Below are 22,363 nucleotides of genomic sequence, written 5' to 3'. Positions count from 1 at the left end.
CAAAAAAGGGGAAGTCACTAACGTGCTCCCCCTCTCTCCTTATCTCAAAATAATTTGTTTAGTCTTGATTCTCTTCAACCACTTCTTTACCTACCAAGCGGTCAAATTCTTCTCGTGATCCTACAACAACTTTGTTATATGAACGCACACCAGTACCGGCAGGAATCAAGTGACCACAGATCACATTTTCCTTCAATCCTTCAAGTCTGTCGACTTTACCCTGGATAGCTGCTTCATTTAACACTTTAGTTGTTTCCTGGAAGGATGCAGCTGACATGAAACTCTTAGTTTGAAGTGCGGCACGGGTAATACCCTGTAATACCTGACTTGATGTAGCCGGAATTGCTTCACGAGCTGTTACCAGTTTCAAGTCACGACGCTTCAACTGAGAGTTCTCATCACGCAAACGACGGGCTGTAATAATCATACCAGCTTTCAATGTTTGTGAATCACCAGCATCTTCAACTACTTTTTTACCCCAGATATTATCGTTCTCTTCCATGAACTCAATCTTATCAACGATTTGCTTTTCAAGGAATTTAGTATCTCCCGGATCATCGATATCTACCTTACGCATCATCTGACGTACGATAATTTCGAAGTGCTTATCATTGATTTTCACACCCTGTAGACGATATACATCCTGAACTTCGTTCACAATATATTCCTGAACAGCAGTAGGACCTTTAATACTCAAGATGTCTGATGGAGTAGTTGCTCCGTCAGAAAGAGGAGTACCCGCACGTACATAGTCATTCTCCTGAACGAGGATCTGCTTAGAAAGTGATACCAGATACTTCTTTACTTCACCTATTTTAGAAGTAACCATGATTTCGCGGTTACCACGTTTGATTTTACCAAACGTTACCTCACCATCAACTTCAGATACTACTGCAGGGTTACTTGGGTTACGAGCTTCGAATAATTCGGTTACCCTTGGAAGACCACCGGTGATATCACCTGCTTTACCAACAGCACGAGGAATCTTAGCTAATATCTGACCCATTTTCACTTCATCACCTTCATCTACTGAAAGGTGAGCTCCCACAGGTAAGTTATATGTTTTTAAGATCTCACCATCGGCACTTAAGATACGCAATGATGGGTTCTTGGTTTTATCACGAGTTTCAGTGATTACTTTTTCGCGGAAACCAGTTTGTTCATCCGATTCCTCTTTGTAAGTAACACCATCAATCATATTTTCGAAAGAAACCTTACCGGATTTTTCTGTAATGATCAATGCGTTATATGGGTCCCATTCACAAATCACATCGCCTTTCTTAATTTCGGCTCCGTTTTTAATGTGGAGTTTGGCACCATAAGGAATTGGGTGTGTAGTTAAGGCAATATTGGTATTCTTGTCGATAATACGCAATTCAGCCAAACGACCTATCACCACATCCACTTCAGTTCCTTCTTCCGTAGTTGATGGAACAGTACGTAACTCTTCAATTTCAACAACACCATCGTATTTAGCGTTGATACTGTTTTCTGAAGTAATGTTACCTGCTGTACCCCCTACGTGGAAAGTACGAAGTGTTAACTGTGTACCCGGCTCTCCGATTGATTGTGCAGCAATTACACCAACCGATTCACCCATTTGAACCATACGGCCTGTTGCCAGGTTACGTCCGTAACACTTAGCACAAACACCTTGTTTAGATTCACATGTCAGTACTGAACGAATCTCAACACGCTCTATTGGTGAGTCATCAATTAATCTTGCCTGATCTTCAACAATCTCTTCACCAGCGCTTACCAGTTTTTCACCAGTACTTGGGTGATAAATATCGTGAACAGAAACACGTCCAAGAATACGTTCGTATAGAGAAGCAACAACTTCTTCGTTATTTTTTATATCAGTTGCTGTTAAACCTCTTAGAGTACCACAATCTTCTTCAAGAATAACCACATCCTGAGATACGTCAACCAAACGACGAGTAAGGTATCCCGCATCCGCAGTTTTAAGAGCGGTATCCGCCAAACCTTTACGTGCACCGTGAGTAGAGATAAAGTACTCTAATACCGACAGTCCTTCTTTAAAGTTCGAAAGAATTGGGTTTTCAATAATCTGACCTCCTTCAGCACCAGATTTCTGTGGTTTTGCCATCAGCCCCCTCATACCTGACAACTGACGAATCTGTTCCTTAGAACCCCTCGCTCCAGAGTCAAGCATCATGTATACTGAGTTGAAACCTTGTCTGTCAGAACTCAACTGATTCATTAAGGTTTGAGTCAATCGGGCATTAACATGCGTCCAGATATCGATAATCTGATTGTAACGTTCGTTGTTGGTAATGAAACCCATGTTATAGTTATTCATTACTTCTTCAACTTCATCATATCCTTCCTGAACAAGAGTTTCTTTTTCAGCAGGTATAATTACGTCACCCAGGTTAAACGACAGACCACCTTCGAATGCCATACGGTATCCAAGGTTTTTAATATCATCAAGGAAAGCTGCAGTACGTGGTGTACCACAAACTTTATGTACTTCACCAATAATGTCGCGCAATGCCTTTTTGGTCAAAACTTTATTGATATAACCTGCCTTAGAAGGTACAAACTCATTAAATAAGATTCGTCCAACTGTTGTTTCGATTATTGTTTTAACAATCTCACCTTCAGCATTTAAATCATTAGTTTTAACTTTTACGATTGCATGTAAATCAACACGTTTTTCGTTAAAGGCAATTTTAGTCTCCTCTGGTGAATAGAAAATCAATCCTTCACCTTTGGCACCTTCACGAGCTTTGGTCATATAATAGAGACCCAAAACCATATCCTGAGATGGTACAGTAATAGGTGCACCGTTAGCAGGGTTCAAAATGTTTTGAGATCCTAACATTAACATTTGGGCTTCCAAAATTGCAGCATTACCTAATGGTAAGTGAACCGCCATCTGGTCACCGTCAAAGTCAGCGTTAAATGCAGAACAAGCAAGTGGATGTAGCTGAATTGCTTTACCTTCGATCATTTTAGGCTGAAACGCCTGAATACCTAAACGGTGAAGCGTAGGGGCACGGTTTAATAATACCGGGTGACCTTTCATTACATTTTCCAAAATATCCCAAACAACAGGATCTTTACGGTCAACAATTTTCTTTGCTGATTTAACCGTTTTTACTACCCCACGCTCGATAAGCTTACGGATAACAAATGGTTTAAACAGCTCAGCTGCCATATCTTTTGGAATACCACACTCATGCATATTAAGCTCCGGACCTACAACAATTACAGAACGAGCTGAGTAGTCAACACGCTTACCCAATAAGTTCTGACGGAAACGTCCTTGCTTACCTTTCAAACTATCACTTAAAGATTTTAAAGGACGGTTTGAATCAGTTTTAACAGCATTTGATTTACGCGAGTTATCGAACAATGAATCCACAGCTTCCTGTAACATACGTTTTTCGTTACGTAAGATTACTTCAGGTGCTTTGATTTCAATTAATCGCTTCAAACGATTGTTACGGATAATCACACGGCGATACAAGTCGTTAAGGTCGGAAGTAGCAAAACGACCACCATCCAATGGTACCAAAGGACGTAATTCTGGTGGAATAACAGGAACTACTTTCACAATCATCCATTCAGGACGGTTGATACCTTGCGACTCACGGAATGACTCAACAACCTGAAGACGCTTTAAAGCTTCATTCTTACGTTGTTGTGATGTTTCAGTACTCGCTTTATGACGTAAGTCATAAGATAATGAATCCAAATCAATGCGGCCTAATAACATATGTAATGCATCGGCACCCATTTTTGCAATGAATTTGTTTGGATCATCATCATCAAGATGCTGATTATCTTTTGGAAGAGTTTCTAAAATATCAAGATATTCCTCTTCTGTTAAGAAATCCATTTTGTTAATACCATCTTCAGCTTTAACACCAGCATTAATAACAACATAACGCTCGTAATAAATGATAGTATCTAATTTTTTTGTTGGTAAACCAAGTAAGTAACCAATTTTATTCGGTAATGACTTGAAATACCAGATATGAGCAACAGGAACCACTAATGAGATATGTCCCATTCTCTCACGACGTACCTTCTTCTCGGTTACTTCAACACCACATCGGTCGCAGACGATGCCACGGTACCTGATACGCTTATATTTACCACAGTGACATTCATAATCCTTTACAGGACCGAAAATTCTTTCACAGAATAATCCGTCGCGCTCAGGCTTATATGTACGGTAGTTGATAGTTTCAGGCTTAAGCACTTCGCCACTCGACATCTCCAGAATTTCTTCCGGTGAAGCCAAGCCAATAGTGATCTTATTGAAACTAGTTTTTGTTTTCTGATCTCTTCTAAATGCCATATAGCGTAGAGTATTTGAAAATTATAAATATGGATATAAAGAGAACAGTGCAAGCACCATTCTCTTCGATCAGATTATTAATCTAAGTTCACACTTAGTCCGAGACCACGCATTTCATGAAGCAATACATTCAATGACTCAGGAATACCTGCTTGAGGAAGTCCATCACCTTTCACTATTGCCTCATAAGCCTTAGCTCGTCCAATTACATCATCCGACTTAACAGTTAAGATCTCTTGAAGGATATTAGCCGCACCAAATGCTTCTAATGCCCATACCTCCATCTCACCAAAACGCTGACCACCAAACTGTGCTTTACCACCTAATGGCTGTTGCGTAATTAATGAGTAAGGACCAATCGATCTGGCGTGCATTTTGTCTTCTACCATGTGGCCCAGTTTCAGCATGTAAATCACACCTACTGTTGCCGGCTGGTGGAAACGCTCACCTGTTCCTCCATCATACAAATATGTACGACCATAACGAGGAACGCCTGCTTTATCAGTCCAACCATTCAAATCTTCCATTTTAGCACCATCGAAGATAGGAGTAGCAAATTTAACTCCCAAATTCTTACCGGCCCAACCAAGAACAGTTTCGTAAATCTGTCCAAGGTTCATCCTTGAAGGTACACCTAATGGGTTCAAAACAATATCAACTGGCGTTCCGTCTTCTAAGAAAGGCATATCTTCGGCACGTACAATACGTGATACAATACCTTTGTTACCGTGACGACCTGCCATCTTATCACCTACCGTAATCTTACGTTTTTTAGCAATATATACTTTTGCTAACTGTACAATACCTGCAGGAAGCTCATCACCAATAGTAACGTTGTACTTCTGGCGCTTTTCAACTGCTTCCAACTCTTTGTACTTCATACGATAGTTGTGAATAACCTTTGAAATAAGGTCATTCTTATCTTTGTCTGTTGTCCAGTCATTTGGATTAACATTCAAATAATCAATGTCGTTAAGGATTTTTTGAGTGAACTTAGTACCTTTTGATACGATATCCACTTCTAAATAATCTTTAACTCCCTGAGAAGTCTTACCGTTTAACTGAACGAATAATTTATCGATCAATCTTCCTTTTAACTCCTCAGCTGATCTAGCGAAATCCTCATCAATTTTGGCAATCATGCTCTTCTCAGAAGAACGTGACTTACGATCCTTGATGTTACGAGAGAACAACTTCTTATCGATAACCACACCTTTCAATGATGGAGAGGCTTTTAATGATGCATCTTTAACATCACCAGCTTTTTCACCGAAGATAGCGCGTAATAGTTTTTCTTCAGGAGTTGGATCACTTTCACCTTTTGGAGTAATCTTACCAATTAAGATATCTCCAGGTTTAACATGAGCTCCAATTCGAATCAAACCATTCTCATCTAAATCCTTGGTAGCTTCTTCACTAACGTTAGGGATATCAGAAGTTAATTCTTCTAATCCACGTTTAGTATCACGAACTTCCAATGAATATTCATCAATATGAATTGATGTAAAGACGTCATCGCGAACAACTTTCTCAGAAATTACAATCGCATCCTCGAAGTTATACCCTTTCCAAGGCATAAATGCTACTTTAAGGTTACGTCCTAATCCAAGTTCACCTTTTTCAGTAGAATAACCATCAGACAAAATCTGTCCTTTGGACACTCTCTGACCTTTGGTAACCAAAGGCTTAACGTCAATACTAGTATTTTGGTTCGTCTTCTGATACTTCAACAAACGGTAACGCTTAGTTTCGCCATCGAAGCTTACAAAACGTTCATCATCTGTTTGATCATAACGAATAACAATCTCATCGGCATCAACATACTCAACAACACCTTCGCCTTCAGCAACGACGTGAGTACGTGAATCCTGAATTAATTTACCTTCTAATCCGGTTCCAACAATTGGTGACTCAGGACGCATCAAAGGTACTGCCTGACGCATCATGTTAGATCCCATCAAAGCACGGTTCGCATCATCATGCTCAAGGAAAGGAATTAATGAGGCTGCAACAGACGCAATCTGGTTTGGTGCAACGTCCATCATATGTACTTCTCCTGGTTCTACAACTGGGAAGTCACCTTCTTCACGAGCTTTTACTCTGTCGTTAACAAATTTACCGTCATCATGCAACGGAGCATTTGCCTGAGCAATGATTTTTTCTTCTTCTTCTTCGGCGGTTAAGTAAGATACACCTTCATTGGATAAATCAACTTGTCCGTTTTCTACTTTACGGTAAGGAGTTTCAATAAATCCTAGATCGTTTATCTTAGCATAAACACATAAAGAAGAAATCAAACCGATGTTTGGACCTTCAGGAGTTTCAATCGGACACAAACGACCATAGTGAGTATAGTGTACGTCACGAACCTCGAAACCTGCACGTTCACGTGATAAACCACCAGGACCCAAAGCTGACATACGACGTTTGTGTGTAATCTCAGCCAATGGGTTTGTTTGATCCATAAACTGAGACAAAGCATTTGTTCCAAAGAAACTATTAATAACTGAAGACAAAGTCTTACTGTTAATTAAGTCAATTGGAGTAAACACCTCATTGTCGCGTACATTCATACGTTCACGAATGGTGCGGGCCATACGTGCTAAACCAACACCAAACTGATTTGCCATTTGTTCGCCAACGGTTCTTACACGACGGTTACTTAAGTGGTCAATATCATCAACATCAGTTTTTGAATTGATCAACTGGATTAAGTGCTTGATGATCGCAATGATATCTTCGCGAGTCAATACTTTATTTTCCCAGTCCGTACTTAGATTTAATTTTTTGTTTAATCGATAACGTCCTACATCTCCCAAGTCATAACGCTTGTCAGAGAAGAACAATTTGTCGATAACATCACGAGCCGTTGCCTCATCAGGTGGCTCAGCATTTCTTAATTGTCGATAGATATGAACTACTGCCTCTTTTTCAGAGTTACAAGGGTCTTTCTGAAGAGTATTATAAATAATTGCAAAATCGGAAAGGTTTTGGTTTTCCTTGTGCAATAGAATTGTTTTAGTACCAGAGTCAATAATCTCATCTACGTGTTCATCGGTAAGGACTGTTTCACGATCGATAATAACTTCGTTACGTTCGATTGAAACAACTTCACCGGTATCTTCATCTACGAAATCCTCAATCCATGATTTAAGAACACGGGCTGCCAATTTACGGCCAACCACTTTCTTAAGGCTTGACTTATTGACTTTAATTTCATCAGCAAGGTCGAAGATTTCAAGAATATCCTTGTCACCTTCATATCCAATTGCTCTTAACAACGTAGTTACCGGAAGCTTTTTCTTACGGTCGATGTAAGCATACATCACGCTGTTTATATCGGTAGCAAATTCAATCCATGATCCTTTAAATGGAATGATACGAGCTGAATACAACTTAGTACCATTGGCATGAACGCTTTGTCCGAAGAATACACCAGGAGAACGGTGCAACTGACTAACTACAACACGCTCTGCTCCATTTATGATAAAGCTACCTTTATCGGTCATGTAAGGAATTGTGCCCAAATATACATCTTGTACCACCGTATCAAAATCCTCGTGCTCAGGATCGGTACAGTACAACTTTAATTTGGCTTTTAGAGGCACACTGAATGTTAAACCTCTTTCTATGCACTCTGAGATGCTATATCGTGGTGGATCGATCGAGAAATCAAGAAACTCCAGAACGAAGTTGTTTCTTGTATCCGTAATGGGGAAATTCTCATTGAAAACCTGATATAACCCCTCCAATTTCCGCTCTTCTGGGGTAGAACCCATTTGGAAGAATTCGCGGAAAGATTTTAATTGAACTTCCAGTAAGTCAGGGTAATCCAACTTATTCTTAATGGAAGCAAAACTAATCCTTTCGGTAGTATTTGGAGTCATCTATCAACAAATTTATTGAACCTAAAATATTAAAGCACAAAAAGGTTTAGGAGACCCGTTACCGGGTTTCCTAAACCGAAAATCCTTATATAGGAATTTAAATTACTTAAGTTCAACTTCTGCTCCTGCCTCTTCTAATTGAGATTTTAATGCTTCAGCTTCTTCTTTAGTTACTTTTTCCTTTAATGGAGCTGGTGCTTTGTCCACTAATTCTTTAGCTTCTTTCAAACCAACGCCAGTCATTTCTTTAACTAACTTAACGATAGCTAATTTAGAACCACCTGCAGACTTCAAAATTACGTCAAACTCAGTTTGCTCAGCAGCAGCAGCTTCGCCACCAGCAGCAGGGCCAGCTACAGCAACAGCTGCAGCAGCAGGTTCGATACCATATTCTTCTTTTAAAACTTCAGCTAGTTCGTTAACTTCTTTAACAGTCAAATTTACTAATTCTTCTGCAAGCTTTTTGATATCAGCCATTTTTCTATTTATTAAATATTGTTTTTACTTTAATTATTCTTTTTCTCCTAGTGTTTTTAATAGTCCGTGAATGGTCGATCCACCTGATTGAAGGGCAGAAACAACGTTTTTCATCGGAGATTGTAGCAATGCGATAACATCTGCAATAACTTCTTCTTTTGACTTGATGTTACACAATGCTTCAAGTTGATTTTCGCCAATATAAAGCGACTCTTCTACATAAGCACTCTTAAGCGTAGGCTTAGCATTTGCTTTAGAAAAATCTTTAATCAACTTAGCTGGAACGTTACCTGTGTTGGAGAATAAAACAGCAGTTGTTCCTTTAAATGTTGCGTACATTTCTTCGAAATCACCTTCGATCTGTTCCAAAGCTTTTTGTAAAAGGGTGTTTTTAACCATCACCATTTTTACATCTTTTTTGAAACACTCACGACGCAGATTACTACTTTTTTCAGCATTTAATCCTGCTGCGTCAGTTACATAAAAGTGACTATACTCATTAATACTCGCAACAATATCATTGATGACCGTATTTTTATCTTCTTTTCTCATGATTCCTTCTTCTTTTTAAAGATTAAACATTAAGCATCAACCGATTTAGGTTCAATGCGAAGACCCGGACTCATGGTGCTAGAAAGACCAATACTCTTAACGTAAGTTCCTTTAGCCGCGCTAGGCTTAAGTTTCATGATAGTGTTCATGAATTCTTTTACGTTATCAACGATTTTATCTTCACTAAACGATACCTTACCAACAGATGTATGAACAATACCGTAACGGTCTACTTTAAAGTCGATTTTACCGGCTTTAACTTCTTGTACCGCTTTAGCAATGTCCATGGTTACAGTACCACTCTTAGGGTTTGGCATTAAGCCGCGAGGACCTAAAATACGACCTAGAGCACCTACTTTCGCCATTACACTTGGCATGGTTATAATCACGTCCACATCAGTCCAACCACCTTTGATTTTCTCAATGTATTCGTCTAGTCCAACATAATCGGCGCCTGCTGCCTTTGCTTCTTCGTCTTTATCAGGAGTACATAACACTAAAACACGTGTTTCTTTTCCTGTTCCGTGAGGCAAAGTCACAACACCTCTTACCATCTGGTTCGCTTTACGTGGATCAACACCTAAGCGAACATCGATATCTACCGAAGCGTCGAATTTGGTAGTGGTTACTTCCTTAACCAATTTCGCTGCTTCCTCAAGAGAGTAAAGTTTTGAGGCATCGATTTTTTCTAACGCTAACTTTTTATTTTTTGTTAGTTTTGTCATTTTCGCAAAAAGGTGTTAATTAGTTACTACCAGGGAATTCTCCCGATACGGTTACTCCCATACTTCTGGCGGTACCGGCGATCATCCTCATTGCAGATTCAACTGTAAAACAATTCAAGTCAGCCATTTTATCTTCGGCAATAGCTTTCACCTGATCCCAGGTAATAGAACCAACTTTCTTACGGTTAGGTTCAGGTGAACCCCCTTTAAGTTTAGCCGCTTCCATAATTTGAACAGCTGCCGGTGGTGTTTTAATAACAAATTCAAAAGATTTGTCTTTATACACCGAGATAACCACAGGTAAAACTTTACCAGCTTTTTCCTGTGTTCTGGCATTGAATTGCTTGCAGAACTCCATAATGTTCACCCCTTTGGCACCTAACGCAGGACCAACTGGAGGTGAAGGATTAGCTGCACCACCTTTTATCTGAAGTTTGATAAAAGCTTCTACTTCTTTAGCCATTGTAGCAATTCGTATTTATTTATTAAAATATAGATAATTAAAGATGTCACTTGTAGTATGCAAACATTAAGTCTACATGGAAGCTTGTTTCTACTAAGTAACTACTCTTTTTCTACCTGCATAAAACTTAATTCAAGTGGTGTTTTTCTTCCGAAAATTTTCACCATTACTTTTAGCTTTTTCTTTTCTTCGTTAACCTCTTCGATTAAACCGTTGAATCCACTAAAAGGACCATCTATTACTTTTACTGTTTCACCAACAAAGTATGGTACATTGATTTCTTCATCTGTTTCATTCAGTTCATCAACCTTGCCTAGGATACGGTTTACTTCAGATTGACGCAACGGAATAGGGTTTGAATCATTGTCCCCCAGAAAACCAATTACATTAGGTATATTTCGAAGAATATGTGGAATCTCTCCTACCATAGCAGCTTCAACCAACACATAACCTGGTAAATAAGGGCGTTCCTTACTTACTTTTTTTCCATTACGTATTTGATATACTTTCTCGGTAGGTATCAGAACCTGACTTACATAGTCAGTAAGTTTCAAGCCAGCAATCTCGCTTTCAACATATTCTTTAACCTTCTTTTCTTTTCCTCCGATTGCACGGAGAACATACCATTTTTTTTCGACTTCGGCCATTTATTAAAGTCCTCTATATGATGATTAGTAAAGTCGTCTGTAAATCCAATCAATACCATTATCAAAAGCAGAATCCATGCCAAAGATAATTGCAGCAATAATTAAGGAAGCTACCATAACAACAATTGCACTGTTTGTTAGTTCCGACCAAGTTGGCCATGACGTCTTATTGATCAACTCATTATGAACGTCTTTAAAATATGCTGTTAGTTTACTCATAATATTGTTTCATTAATGTGCCGGTTTCATAACTTGTTGTCCTGAAACCGGCTTTTTGAGCACGGGAGGAGCGACTCGAACGCCCGACACCTGGTTTTGGAGACCAGTGCTCTACCAACTGAGCTACACCCGTAAAAGAACCGGAAACTTTCGCTTCCGGTTTTATATGCTAATCAATGATTAGTCAAGAATTTCAGTTACCTGACCAGCACCAACTGTACGTCCACCTTCGCGGATAGCGAAACGAAGACCTTGGTTCAATGCTACTGGGTAGATCAAATCTACAGTGATAGTTACGTTATCACCAGGCATTACCATTTCAGTTCCTTCTGGAAGAGTGATCTCACCAGTTACGTCCAATGTACGTAAGTAGAACTGAGGACGGTATTTGTTATGGAATGGAGTGTGACGACCACCTTCTTCTTTCTTCAACACATAGATCTCACCTTTAAATTTAGAGTGAGGAGTGATTGAACCTGGCTTAGCCAATACCATACCACGCTTAATTTCTTTTTTGTCGATACCACGCATCAATAAACCTACGTTATCTCCAGCTTCACCAGTATCCAAAATCTTACGGAACATTTCTACCCCAGTACATACAGTTTTCTTACCTTCTGCACCAAGACCAATGATCTGCATTTCTTCACCAGTTTTGATAACACCAGTTTCGATACGACCAGTTGCTACAGTACCACGACCTGTAATAGAGAATACGTCCTCAACAGGCATCAAGAATGGCTTTTCAATGTCACGTGGAGGAAGTGGAATCCACTCATCTACAGCAGCCATTAATTCCATTACTTTCTCTACCCATTGTGCTTCTCCATTCAATGCACCAAGAGCAGAACCCATGATTACTGGAGAATCATCACCTTCAAACTCGTAGAAGCTTAATAGGTCACGAACTTCCATCTCAACAAGCTCTAATAATTCCTCATCGTCAACCATGTCAACTTTATTCAAGAAAACAACGATTTTAGGAACGTTTACCTGACGACAAAGTAGGATGTGCTCGCGAGTTTGAGGCATAGGACCATCAGTAGCAGCACATACAAGAATTGCACCGTCCATCTGAGCAGCACCAGTTACCATGTTCTTTACGTAATCCGCGTGACCTGGACAGTCAACGTGTGCGTAGTGACGGTTTTCTGTTTGATACTCAACGTGAGCAGTGTTAATAGTAATACCCCTTTCTTTTTCTTCAGGAGCGTTATCAATTTGGTCGAAGTCTTTTGCTTCACTCAATCCTGCATCAGCCAAAACTTTTGTGATAGCAGCAGTCAAAGTAGTTTTACCGTGGTCAACGTGACCAATGGTACCGATATTAACGTGAGGCTTCGTCCTTTGAAATGTTTCTTTAGCCATAACTCGAAATATTAGACAATTAGATATAAATTGAATCTTAAACTAACTCTATTTTTTTGCATTGTCAATAAAATTAATCTTCAATGCAAAAAGGAATTTATTCTTATCACTAAAAGTGAGCGGAAGACGGGGCTCAAACCCGCGACCCTCAGCTTGGAAGGCTGATGCTCTATCAACTGAGCTACTTCCGCATAAGAATCTATAATTCCATTAGTGGGGAGAGCAGGATTCGAACCTACGAAGTCGTACGACAGCGGAGTTACAGTCCGCCCCAGTTGGCCACTTTGGTATCTCCCCAACATATATTTTCAATACTTTTTTTTTAACTAAAAACCACGTTTGGTTTCTTTTTTTCATTTCAATAGGCCGATTACCTTGGTCAATCAGCCTATTAAGTTCATTTTCAAGCAGCACTGTACGTACTACCCTAAAAACGGTGTGCAAATGTATAATTTATTTTCAACAACACAAAAAAAACGCTTTTTTTTTTGGTTATTTGGCACGTACCTTTTCTTTCCATTTTATCAACTGTTTACGCAAGGCATCGACACATAAGTCAACACCTTCTTCAAAAGATTTGGTTTGCTTTTTTGCAAACAAATCTCCTCCGGGAACGTTAAGACTTATTTCTGATACTTTGTTCTCTGTTGAATCTGACTTATCCAACTTCAAAATCACCTCTGCTGATACAATACCATCAAAAAACTGATCCAACTTACTAACTTTTTGTTGGATAAACTCTTCCAATTGATCGGAAGCAGTAAAGCGTACAGATTGAATTGTAACATTCATATGCATTCCTCCTTCTTTTAGGCTCGCGGGTGAGCCTGTTTATAAATAGAATTTAACTTCTCATAGGAATTGTGAGTATAAACCTCGGTAGCGGCTAAATTAGCATGCCCTAACAATTCCTTTATCGCATTTAAGTCTGCACCTTTATTAAGCAAAGCTGTTGCAAATGAATGCCTAATAACATGCGGGCTCTTTTTTGTGACCGTAGACACTTGACTAAGATAACGATTTACTACTCTATAAACCAACTTTTGATACACAGGATTTCCTTTATCTGTAAGAAAAAGCACTTTATTTTTTATATCAGGAAAAGTTTGGTTTCTCCTACTTATATAACTAACAAGTGACATTTTTAGTTCTCGGGTAATGGGTATTATTCTCTCTTTATTTCTCTTACCCAAAACCTTGATAACTTCATTGGAAAAATCAATTTGTGATATTTTCAATTCAACTAATTCAGATAATCGCATTCCGGTAAAATAAAAAAGATCAATAATGACTTTATTTCGTATACCGGAATAATCATTACCAAAATCAATTTGATCCAATAAAAAATCCATTTCGTTTTCCTTGACAAAAACAGGCAAGCGCTTAGGGATTTTTGGAGTAGTAACTTTATCTGCAGGATTACTTTCCAACACTTCTTCACGAATCAAAAACCGAAATAAAACCTTAAGTGTTGAAATTTTTCTTGTGACCGTTCTGGCCTTGGTGCCCTCGTCGAGCATTTCAACCATCCACTGACGGATGATTTTTGCAGTAATCTGTTGCCAGTTGTTAATCTCTTTCTCCTGGAGATAATCACAGAACTGGCCAACATCATTTTTGTACGCAGTTAAGGTATGTACCGAACTACGCTTTTCAAATTCAAGATATTTATAGAATGAATCAATATTTTGCATCAACAGAGGGAGTCTTTTTATGCTCTAACGAATATACGAAAAAATCAGCAATAAACCGACGCCCTCCTACGCAAAAAATCTATTCAGCTTCGCGCTGCAATTGCTGAATGTATGCTGCTTTTTTAACTTGCTCTCTTCTAACAATTGAAGGCTTTGTGAATGCCTGACGTGATCTTAATTCACGCATAGTACCAGTCTTCTCAAATTTTCTTTTGAACTTCTTCAAGGCTCTTTCAATGTTTTCGCCTTCTTTAATTGGAATAACTATCATAACGCTTTCTTTAATTTTTTATTTAGGCTGCAAAAATACCTATTAAATCGCAAAAAATCAATCAAATCGGAAGCAATTACTTTGTACCTTGAAATTTTGCAGGTGCAAAGAAAAGGAAGTTTACTGATTACAACAAATTTTGAAGCTCTTTTTTAGCAGTTTTTAATACACTTTTATCAGTTATCTGTAAAATACTGACGAATCCTATTCTTGTTAGCCTTTGCAAAAGATCTCATTTGGATGATATCTTTCAGATTTACAACTGATTCCTTTCTGGATTCGTAAATATCTTTAGCCATGTAAAAATCCATATAAGGATGCTCCTTCATTCTTCTTAAACTGGCTTTGTTAATGTTTATTTTCTTAATAAATGACGTATCAATTAAGATATATTTTTGATTATCATTGATTACAATGGGTGATATTCCTTCTACTTCTGCCAATTGATTAATTTCATAAAATCCGCCCAGGCGATTGCGATAATAAACTATCCTTCTTGCCAATACTTTACCAATACCTTTTAGCAAAGCCAATTCGGCAGTATCAGCTGAATTTAGTTCTATTTGAAACAAATCGGTTTGAACCACATCTGCCCTTTTCCTTACTACTAATGTATCTTTAATAGAAATCCATTCACTAAAACTCCAGCTTTGCAAATCATTTAATGAAATTCGCTGATTAAAATAAAACTCTTTTTTAATTTGAAGAATATCATTCAATAAAGAGCTATTTAGTTTTAATTTAATCAGATCTAATGAATCCTGAAGATTAAGATCAACTTTAAAATTGACTTTAGTAGAGTTATTCAAGTTATTAACAGAAAGCCTTTGATCAACATTAAATATAATATAAGGTTCGATGTTTTTTAAATGAACTGAATCCATTCCATAAATCTGGGCTAATTTTTCAATGCTATTAAACTTCCCTCCTGCGTTTCTATATTTAATAAGATTATCAGAAGCATAATTAGAAAATCCCAACCTTAGCATATCGTTTTTAGAAACATTGTTCGGATCAAAACTAAAATATTGAAGGGGTTCGAAGTTATCCTCTGATACCATGACAGAATTAGACTGTTTAAGCTGATCTGCACAGGCTTGTAATTCTTTGTCCACCTGCTCTTCCTTGAAGGCGGGTTTAATCCAAAGCAAGCCTATAAGTATTACTAACAAAAAGAACAGACTCAAAATACCAGTCTGTTCCCGTTTAGTTAATGTTAAAAATTCACGCCACATGATTCACAGTTTTGAAAGCCTACCTTCTTCAACTGTTCAACATCACAGGCTTTATATTATACCTATACCATTTAAAAACACAAGTCCAATAGCTAATGGAGCAATAATTTTCAGAATGATCATAAGAAGACCAATCATACGAACCTTTCCTCCATGAGCAGAAAGTTCATCTTTAACTTGCAATTTTCCAAGTACCCAACCTACAAAAACTGAAATTAAAATTCCACCTAATGGCAATAAAATATTTGACGATGTCTTGTCAAAGAAATTAAACATCTCTGAACTGAACACAGCCAATAAGCCAAATAATGTAATTGCAATTGTCGCAATGACAGTTGCTACAGTCCTTTTCATTCCCAATTCTTCGGCAAAATATGCAACCACAACTTCCAATAAAGAGACAGAAGATGTTAATGCTGCAATTACAAGCAACAAAAAGAAAGCTACAGAAAAGAAATATCCTCCTGCCATATGATTAAAAACATTAGGAAGGGTCTCAAATACTAATCCAGGACCAGAACTAGGATCAATACCAAATGCAAAAACAGCCGGAAAAATTGCTACTCCTGCCAATACTGCAATTAAGGTATCAGCAAATGATACAGAAACAGCCGTCGTAAATAGATTCTCCTTTTTCTGAATATAGGAACCATACGTAGCAATTACACCCATACCGATACTGAGGGAGAAAAATGCCTGTCCAAGTGCCTCTAAAATTACTTTTCCTGTAACTTTCGAAAAATCAGGCTTAAATAAAAATGAAAAACCTTTACCTGCTCCATCGAGTGTTGCTGACTTTATACAAAGAATAACAATAATAATGAACAATACAGGCATTAATATTTTTGTATAACGCTCAATACCTTTTTGCACTCCCCCAATAACTATAGCACCCGTTAAAAACATAAATACAACCATCCAAATTACCGGCCCGGTTGTTGATTGTGAAAATTCTGAGAAGAAAACAGATAGTTCTGACGAAGTCTTGGTTAGAAGATTGTTACTCACCGCCAGATACGTATATTCCAGTGTCCAACCGGCTACAACAGAGTAAAACGCCAGAATCATAAACGCAGCACCTACACCCATTATCCCAACAATAATAAAATAAGGATGTTTTGGTGCCAATGCCTTAAAGGCTCCAAACACATTCTTTTGCGCTCTTCGACCAATAATTAATTCAGACATCATCACTGGAATACCTATTGCAAGAATAAATAAAATATAAACCAAAAGAAAAGCTCCACCACCATTCTCACCAACAACATATGGAAATCTCCAAATATTTCCTAATCCAACAGCAGAACCGGCAGCTGCAGCAATTACACCGAATTTTCCTGTAAAGCTATCTCTTGTATCGATACTCATTTTATTTTGATAATTTGAATTATACCTAAAAAAAAGAGGCACAAGATACAAAACCAGCGCCTCTTTTAATATATCTTTCTATAAAATTTTATAGACGATCAATACAGTTTAGATCTTCGAAAGCAACTTTCAAACGATCAACAAGAGTTACCTGACCAGCACGCAACCAAACACGAGGATCGTAATACTTCTTATTTGGCTTATCGTCACCTTCTGGGTTACCAATCTGACCTTGTAGGTATGGACGGTTATCAGCTTCAAACTGACGTACACCATCCCATGTTGCCCATTGTGTATCAGTATCGATGTTCATTTTAATAACACCATAGCTGATAGCCTCACGGATCTCTTCTAAAGTAGAACCAGAACCACCATGGAATACAAAGTTAACAGGCTTTTCTGCTGTATTGTATTTTTCCTGAATATACTTTTGAGAAGCATCCAAAATAGATGGTTTCAAAACAACATTACCTGGCTTATAAACACCATGTACGTTACCAAATGAAGCAGCAATTGTGAAGTTTGGAGAAATCTTCAATAATTCTTCGTATGCAAAAGCAACTTCTTCTGGCTGAGTATAAAGTAATGCGTTATCAACATCAGAGTTATCAACACCATCTTCTTCACCACCAGTAATTCCTAACTCAATCTCAAGAGTCATTCCCATTTTGCTCATACGAGTCAAATACTCTTTACAGATTTCAATATTCTCCTCAAGAGGCTCTTCAGAAAGATCTAACATATGAGAGCTGAACAATGGCTTACCAGTTTCAGCAAAGTGCTTTTCACTTGCATCCAACAATCCGTCGATCCAAGGTAATAATTTCTTAGCAGCGTGGTCGGTGTGTAAAATCACTGGTACACCATAAGCTTCAGCTAAAGTATGAACATGTTTTGCAGCTGAGATAGCTCCTAAAATCTGAGCTTGCTGACCTTCCAACTTTAATCCTTTACCAGCAAAAAAAGCTGCACCTCCGTTAGAAAGCTGAATCATTACTGGTGAATTCACCACTTTAGCAGCTTCTAAAATACCATTGATAGAGTCTGTTCCTACAACATTAACTGCAGGCATTGCAAATCCTTCTGCTTTTGCTACTGCAAATAATTTACTTACGTCGTCACCAGTTACAACACCAGGTTTTACCACGTCTAAAACTTTTCCCATAATATCAAATAATGAAATTTAGAATAAAAATATAATCAAATCAAAAGGTTATAATCAAGAAATCTAAACGATTAACATTGATAAATACCTAAAGTCTATTCAAACGGTAAAGGTACTAAATGTTTACAGCTTACAACAAATTATTAGCCTTTAATTTAGATTAAAGAAAAATATCTTTAAAAATTAAGAATAACAGCAAACAATAAAATGCGAATATTGGATGAGACTCATCTATTGACTACTATTTCGGGTGCAAAATTACATATATAAACTTTATTTTACAAATTACTTATGCTTCATTAGATATATTGACGTTTTTGCAATAGATTAAAACCAACAGTTGAAGCTATAAATTCAGACATATAGTAAATAATTAGAAGGATCCTGAACTTTCAGTCATGCCTGAACTATTCAAAAAAAGCAATTCTAGGCGAATAAGCAATTAATGGTTGCAACTTCATCAACCTTTCTTAAATGTAAGCTGTTATAAAAGCCTGTATTGAAACAAAATAGCTTTACATGTAGAAAAACATCAATGTATTAGGATCCGCTGAGAAAACTTAATCCAAATACAATAGTAATAAATAAGAAGACTCAAAAGGCCTCCTGTTTTTTATTTTAGAATGGATATCCAATTGCAAAATTAAATGCAGTATCCGACCACTTTAATGCTCTTCGTCCGATTATCCATCTTTGACCAGACTCCAATGAAGGATCTCTTGCCTTTACTCCCATATCCAATCGAAAGACGAAGTAGTTAAAATCAAGGCGAATACCGCTTCCAACGCCAATTGCCAGTTGATTGTAAAATTCATTAAAATGAAACAGACCATTAGCATCCCGTTCTTCATCCCCAGTGCTTGTAATATCCCAAATATTACCAACATCCACAAACAAAGCTCCTTCGAGCAGCCAGAATAATTTGAATCGATATTCAGCATTAGCCTCAAGCTTAATATCAGCCGTCATATTATAATATTGAATAACTGATTCTTTATGCGATCCCGGTCCCAATCCTCTAACCGGCCAGGCCCTGATACTATTGGCACCTCCTGAAAAATACTGCTTAACAAAAGGCATGGTTTGCGAGTTGCCATATGGATAAGCAACTCCTGCAAAGAATCGATAAGCAAAAGAATTGATCCTGTTCACATTAAAATGATATCGTACATCAATATCTGACTTCACATATTGAGCGAAACGAATACCCAGAACCTCTTTATAGTCTTTACTTCCGCCAAGATTAAAAAGACTGGTGACTCCATTTATTACATTACCGGCCAGTTCAACATTAGATTGAAAATACCAATAATGTTTTTCACCCGGTCCAAGCTGATCATTAAACACATAAGAATACGAAGTACTACTAATCAACTGATCCTGATAACTGTATATCAAATAAGTATCCTTTATCCTGTCGTAAAAGTCAGGATTCATATAGGGCACATTAATCAAACTTAATTCAAATGGAGATAGAAAATGACTAACCATAGGATTTGATCTCCAATTATAACCTAATCTTCCATTAAGAATGATACGGGTATAATCGGGTCGGCGCTGATAGTTATAGGCTGCCGATATATTGGTTTTAGGATTATATCTTTTTCTGAAACTTTCAATCTTAAATGGAACTACAAATTTTGGTATAGATAAAGATGACTCTGACCCCAATTCGAAAGTATTAAACTGACTTCCTTCAACCTGTGTTTGTGATTCAGTCGCTGTTCTCAGTCCAAACTCAAAAACCTCACCTCCCCGAACAATATTCTTATGCTTGTATTTGAAATTACCGGCAACTCCCAAATTACCTGATGAATTGGTACCTTCAACCTCAAATGTATAACTCTGAATTTTAGAAGCCGATAATTGAATCAGACAGTCAAGTAACTGATTACCATCTTCATCAACTTGCTCATCAGCAATTTTAAAGCGGATATTAATAAACCGAAACAACTGAATATCAGAAAGTAGATTTTGTGTTTTTGCAACCAATTCTTCTTTATAAAACTGACCAGGAAATATGTAATTGGAGTTAATCAATACATCGGCTCTGAAATGAAGATCTTTATTAAATAAAATGTGACAGCCCTCATACATTAAAGTATCAAACTGTTGAAAGTAGGTATCTTTTTGCTCCAAAGCTTCCTGGGCATCATATCCAACAACAAAGAACACATCTTTTATTTTGGATTTACGATGATTAATAATGGTATCACGATTCTTTCCAAGATTAATTCGGTTATTGTTTATAATCAACGAATCATTAACGGTGTAATTATTAAAAGCACTATCAGCCCAGAAATAGATATATTCTTTTCGAAAATCGAAATAACCATTATTTCTAACCTTTTGTGTGATTCGTTCTCTTTCTCTATCATGCAAAGTGGCATCAAATGGCTTACCAGTTTTTAACAAGGATTTGATTGTATCTTCATAAACCAACGTCCTGATTTCAGGATCCTCAACCCTGTATGAGACTTTGTTTAAACTATATCTTTTTCCGGGTTCAATCTCGTAGCGTACTTTAACCTTTTTGGAGGACTTATGGATGACTGTATCCGACACAACCCCATTGAAATATCCCTTGTTTCTCAGATATAAATTCAACTGTTCATTGGATTTAAGTTTCAACACTTCATCATACAATACAGGCTCTTCACCTATTCGTCTCATCCATTTGTTAAAGCCTTTTGATTCATCGCTACCCGATAAATTGTACAAACCCAGGTGAAATCTCCAGAAACCTAGAATTCTGATATTTTCTTTCTGACGTAAATACCCCTTTAATTCTTCTTTAGATAAATCTTTGGCCGAATTTTCAATTTCAACTTTATTTAATAAATAAGAACCCTCCGGAACATACTTGGTAGTTTTGCATCCCCAAAGAAATACCAGAATAAAAAACAGTAAGCCCCTGCAAATAAAAGCTCCGACTGAAACTGTCGCAGTATGATATTTTTTAAACAATGTTCTCAATACAATTTAATCGGTAATTGAACCATTAGAAATGTGGTCGTCTGAAACAAACTTGCGATAAAGATATTTAATTCGGTTGATAAGCTCTAACTTTACGGCCAACATTCATCAATTTAAGTTATGCTGAGTAAGAATAAGCAAAAATTAATTACCTCTTTAACCCGAAAAAAGCATAGAGATCAGGAAAAGTTATTTGTAGCCGAAGGTCATAAACTGGTAACAGACCTGCTGAATACAACATTAAAATGCATTTTTCTGATTGCTACTCATGAATGGATAAAAAATAATTCTCTTCCAAATAATAAAACAGAACTTATCTCTGTTACCGAAAATGAATTAAAAAAGATATCAACCCTCAAAAGCACACCCCCGGTTCTAGCTGTATTTGAACAACCAGCTAACATTATAAATTTTAAAGATCTTTCTTCTAAACTAAGTATATTTCTGGATGATGTACAGGACCCGGGAAACCTTGGAACAATTGTCAGAATGGCCGATTGGTTTGGTATTGAGAATGTATTTTGTTCCAAAGGATGTGCCGATATATTCAATTCAAAAACGGTTCAATCGACTATGGGAGCCATTGCACGTGTTAAAATACAATATGTTGACGTTGATAAATTTTTTAAATCTATCGATAAACTGGAAGTGTATGGAACTTTCTTAGAAGGCAGCAACCTTTATGATACTGAATTACAGCCAAACGGAATTATAGTAATGGGAAATGAAGGCAATGGTATCAGCTCTGAAGTAGAAAAATACGTTACCACCAAACTCAATATCCCCAACTACCCTCCTGATTCAGCCACCAGCGAATCGTTAAACGTTGCAGTAGCAACAGCCATCACGTGCGCTGAATTCAGAAGACGAATTTTAAAGTAATGTTAATTAGGCGATTTCAGAAGTAATACTTAAAAAGGAAAATATATGAGGTTAATCTTTACCGATTAGCCTCTTTGTTTTTCATAATAATATATTGATTC

General features: G+C 37.4%; 17 protein-coding genes and 3 tRNA genes. 1 reads left to right on the top strand and 19 read right to left on the bottom strand.

What is annotated here, in order from left to right; translation table 11 throughout:
• Positions 1-58: 58 nt before the first annotated feature.
• The 19 genes from rpoC to tamL all read right to left on the bottom strand — a co-directional run bounded on the left by rpoC (position 59) and on the right by tamL (position 21,380).
• Positions 59-4,333: a DNA-directed RNA polymerase subunit beta' gene (rpoC, locus tag ACRD62_RS08645; protein WP_430819735.1), complete on the bottom strand. Its 4,275-nt coding sequence runs from the start codon at positions 4,331-4,333 to the stop codon at positions 59-61.
• 77 nt (positions 4,334-4,410) lie between these two features.
• Positions 4,411-8,220 (bottom strand): DNA-directed RNA polymerase subunit beta, encoded by a 3,810-nt coding sequence (rpoB, locus tag ACRD62_RS08640; RefSeq protein ID WP_430819734.1) that lies wholly within the window; start codon positions 8,218-8,220, stop codon positions 4,411-4,413.
• A gap of 102 nt (positions 8,221-8,322) precedes the next feature.
• Complete coding sequence (gene rplL / locus ACRD62_RS08635) at positions 8,323-8,697, bottom strand: 50S ribosomal protein L7/L12 (RefSeq protein ID WP_430819733.1); 375 nt, start codon at positions 8,695-8,697, stop codon at positions 8,323-8,325.
• A 33-nt stretch (positions 8,698-8,730) separates the two neighbouring features.
• Entirely contained in the window at positions 8,731-9,249 is a 519-nt protein-coding gene (gene rplJ / locus ACRD62_RS08630) for a 50S ribosomal protein L10 (RefSeq protein WP_430819732.1), read from the bottom strand.
• 29 nt (positions 9,250-9,278) lie between these two features.
• Positions 9,279-9,974 carry a 50S ribosomal protein L1 gene (rplA, locus tag ACRD62_RS08625; RefSeq protein WP_430819731.1) on the bottom strand — a complete coding sequence of 232 codons (696 nt, stop codon included), beginning with the start codon at positions 9,972-9,974 and terminating at the stop codon, positions 9,279-9,281.
• Positions 9,975-9,993: 19 nt separating this feature from the next.
• Positions 9,994-10,437: a 50S ribosomal protein L11 gene (gene rplK, locus ACRD62_RS08620; protein WP_321409799.1), complete on the bottom strand. Its 444-nt coding sequence runs from the start codon at positions 10,435-10,437 to the stop codon at positions 9,994-9,996.
• A gap of 101 nt (positions 10,438-10,538) precedes the next feature.
• Positions 10,539-11,084, bottom strand: coding sequence for a transcription termination/antitermination protein NusG (gene nusG, locus ACRD62_RS08615; protein WP_321409797.1), 546 nt, complete (start codon positions 11,082-11,084; stop codon positions 10,539-10,541).
• A gap of 24 nt (positions 11,085-11,108) precedes the next feature.
• Positions 11,109-11,303, bottom strand: coding sequence for a preprotein translocase subunit SecE (secE, locus tag ACRD62_RS08610; protein ID WP_321409796.1), 195 nt, complete (start codon positions 11,301-11,303; stop codon positions 11,109-11,111).
• 60 nt (positions 11,304-11,363) lie between these two features.
• A tRNA-Trp gene (locus ACRD62_RS08605) sits at positions 11,364-11,436 on the bottom strand.
• Between the two features lie 47 nt (positions 11,437-11,483).
• On the bottom strand, positions 11,484-12,671 hold the full coding sequence (gene tuf, locus ACRD62_RS08600) for an elongation factor Tu (protein WP_430819730.1): 1,188 nt from the start codon (positions 12,669-12,671) through the stop codon (positions 11,484-11,486).
• 118 nt (positions 12,672-12,789) lie between these two features.
• Positions 12,790-12,862: transfer RNA gene (locus tag ACRD62_RS08595), tRNA-Gly, on the bottom strand.
• Between the two features lie 23 nt (positions 12,863-12,885).
• Positions 12,886-12,968, bottom strand: a tRNA-Tyr gene (locus tag ACRD62_RS08590).
• 195 nt (positions 12,969-13,163) lie between these two features.
• Positions 13,164-13,469, bottom strand: a complete 306-nt coding sequence (gene hpf / locus ACRD62_RS08585; protein ID WP_430819729.1) for a ribosome hibernation-promoting factor, HPF/YfiA family — start codon at positions 13,467-13,469, stop codon at positions 13,164-13,166.
• Between the two features lie 11 nt (positions 13,470-13,480).
• Complete coding sequence (locus ACRD62_RS08580) at positions 13,481-14,365, bottom strand: tyrosine-type recombinase/integrase (RefSeq protein ID WP_430819728.1); 885 nt, start codon at positions 14,363-14,365, stop codon at positions 13,481-13,483.
• 79 nt (positions 14,366-14,444) lie between these two features.
• Positions 14,445-14,636, bottom strand: coding sequence for a 30S ribosomal protein S21 (gene rpsU / locus ACRD62_RS08575; protein ID WP_321409789.1), 192 nt, complete (start codon positions 14,634-14,636; stop codon positions 14,445-14,447).
• 176 nt (positions 14,637-14,812) lie between these two features.
• Positions 14,813-15,871, bottom strand: coding sequence for a helix-hairpin-helix domain-containing protein (locus ACRD62_RS08570; protein ID WP_430819727.1), 1,059 nt, complete (start codon positions 15,869-15,871; stop codon positions 14,813-14,815).
• Positions 15,872-15,922: 51 nt separating this feature from the next.
• Positions 15,923-17,239, bottom strand: coding sequence for a sodium-dependent transporter (locus ACRD62_RS08565; RefSeq protein ID WP_430819726.1), 1,317 nt, complete (start codon positions 17,237-17,239; stop codon positions 15,923-15,925).
• 88 nt (positions 17,240-17,327) lie between these two features.
• On the bottom strand, positions 17,328-18,404 hold the full coding sequence (fbaA, locus tag ACRD62_RS08560; RefSeq protein ID WP_430819724.1) for a class II fructose-bisphosphate aldolase: 1,077 nt from the start codon (positions 18,402-18,404) through the stop codon (positions 17,328-17,330).
• Positions 18,405-19,022: 618 nt separating this feature from the next.
• Positions 19,023-21,380, bottom strand: a complete 2,358-nt coding sequence (gene tamL / locus ACRD62_RS08555; protein WP_430819723.1) for a translocation and assembly module lipoprotein TamL — start codon at positions 21,378-21,380, stop codon at positions 19,023-19,025.
• 120 nt (positions 21,381-21,500) lie between these two features.
• On the opposite strand from tamL, the gene ACRD62_RS08550 reads away from it, so the two are divergent.
• Positions 21,501-22,262 carry an RNA methyltransferase gene (locus ACRD62_RS08550; protein WP_430819722.1) on the top strand — a complete coding sequence of 254 codons (762 nt, stop codon included), beginning with the start codon at positions 21,501-21,503 and terminating at the stop codon, positions 22,260-22,262.
• The last annotated feature ends 101 nt before the right edge of the window (positions 22,263-22,363 follow it).

Source organism: Carboxylicivirga caseinilyticus, from assembly GCF_050589785.1.
Taxonomy (GTDB): domain Bacteria; phylum Bacteroidota; class Bacteroidia; order Bacteroidales; family Marinilabiliaceae; genus Carboxylicivirga; species Carboxylicivirga caseinilyticus.
The sequence above is the reverse complement of the archived record's forward strand: the minus strand, read 5'-3'. Positions and strand labels throughout refer to the sequence as shown.

Coding starts and splice junctions, on each gene's coding strand:
- rpoC (WP_430819735.1), bottom strand. CDS start 4,333: ATGGCATTTAGAAGAGATCAGAAAACAAAAACTAGTTTCAATAAGATC.
- rpoB (WP_430819734.1), bottom strand. CDS start 8,220: ATGACTCCAAATACTACCGAAAGGATTAGTTTTGCTTCCATTAAGAAT.
- rplL (WP_430819733.1), bottom strand. CDS start 8,697: ATGGCTGATATCAAAAAGCTTGCAGAAGAATTAGTAAATTTGACTGTT.
- rplJ (WP_430819732.1), bottom strand. CDS start 9,249: ATGAGAAAAGAAGATAAAAATACGGTCATCAATGATATTGTTGCGAGT.
- rplA (WP_430819731.1), bottom strand. CDS start 9,974: ATGACAAAACTAACAAAAAATAAAAAGTTAGCGTTAGAAAAAATCGAT.
- rplK (WP_321409799.1), bottom strand. CDS start 10,437: ATGGCTAAAGAAGTAGAAGCTTTTATCAAACTTCAGATAAAAGGTGGT.
- nusG (WP_321409797.1), bottom strand. CDS start 11,084: ATGGCCGAAGTCGAAAAAAAATGGTATGTTCTCCGTGCAATCGGAGGA.
- secE (WP_321409796.1), bottom strand. CDS start 11,303: ATGAGTAAACTAACAGCATATTTTAAAGACGTTCATAATGAGTTGATC.
- tuf (WP_430819730.1), bottom strand. CDS start 12,671: ATGGCTAAAGAAACATTTCAAAGGACGAAGCCTCACGTTAATATCGGT.
- hpf (WP_430819729.1), bottom strand. CDS start 13,469: ATGCATATGAATGTTACAATTCAATCTGTACGCTTTACTGCTTCCGAT.
- ACRD62_RS08580 (WP_430819728.1), bottom strand. CDS start 14,365: ATGCAAAATATTGATTCATTCTATAAATATCTTGAATTTGAAAAGCGT.
- rpsU (WP_321409789.1), bottom strand. CDS start 14,636: ATGATAGTTATTCCAATTAAAGAAGGCGAAAACATTGAAAGAGCCTTG.
- ACRD62_RS08570 (WP_430819727.1), bottom strand. CDS start 15,871: ATGTGGCGTGAATTTTTAACATTAACTAAACGGGAACAGACTGGTATT.
- ACRD62_RS08565 (WP_430819726.1), bottom strand. CDS start 17,239: ATGAGTATCGATACAAGAGATAGCTTTACAGGAAAATTCGGTGTAATT.
- fbaA (WP_430819724.1), bottom strand. CDS start 18,404: ATGGGAAAAGTTTTAGACGTGGTAAAACCTGGTGTTGTAACTGGTGAC.
- ACRD62_RS08550 (WP_430819722.1), top strand. CDS start 21,501: ATGCTGAGTAAGAATAAGCAAAAATTAATTACCTCTTTAACCCGAAAA.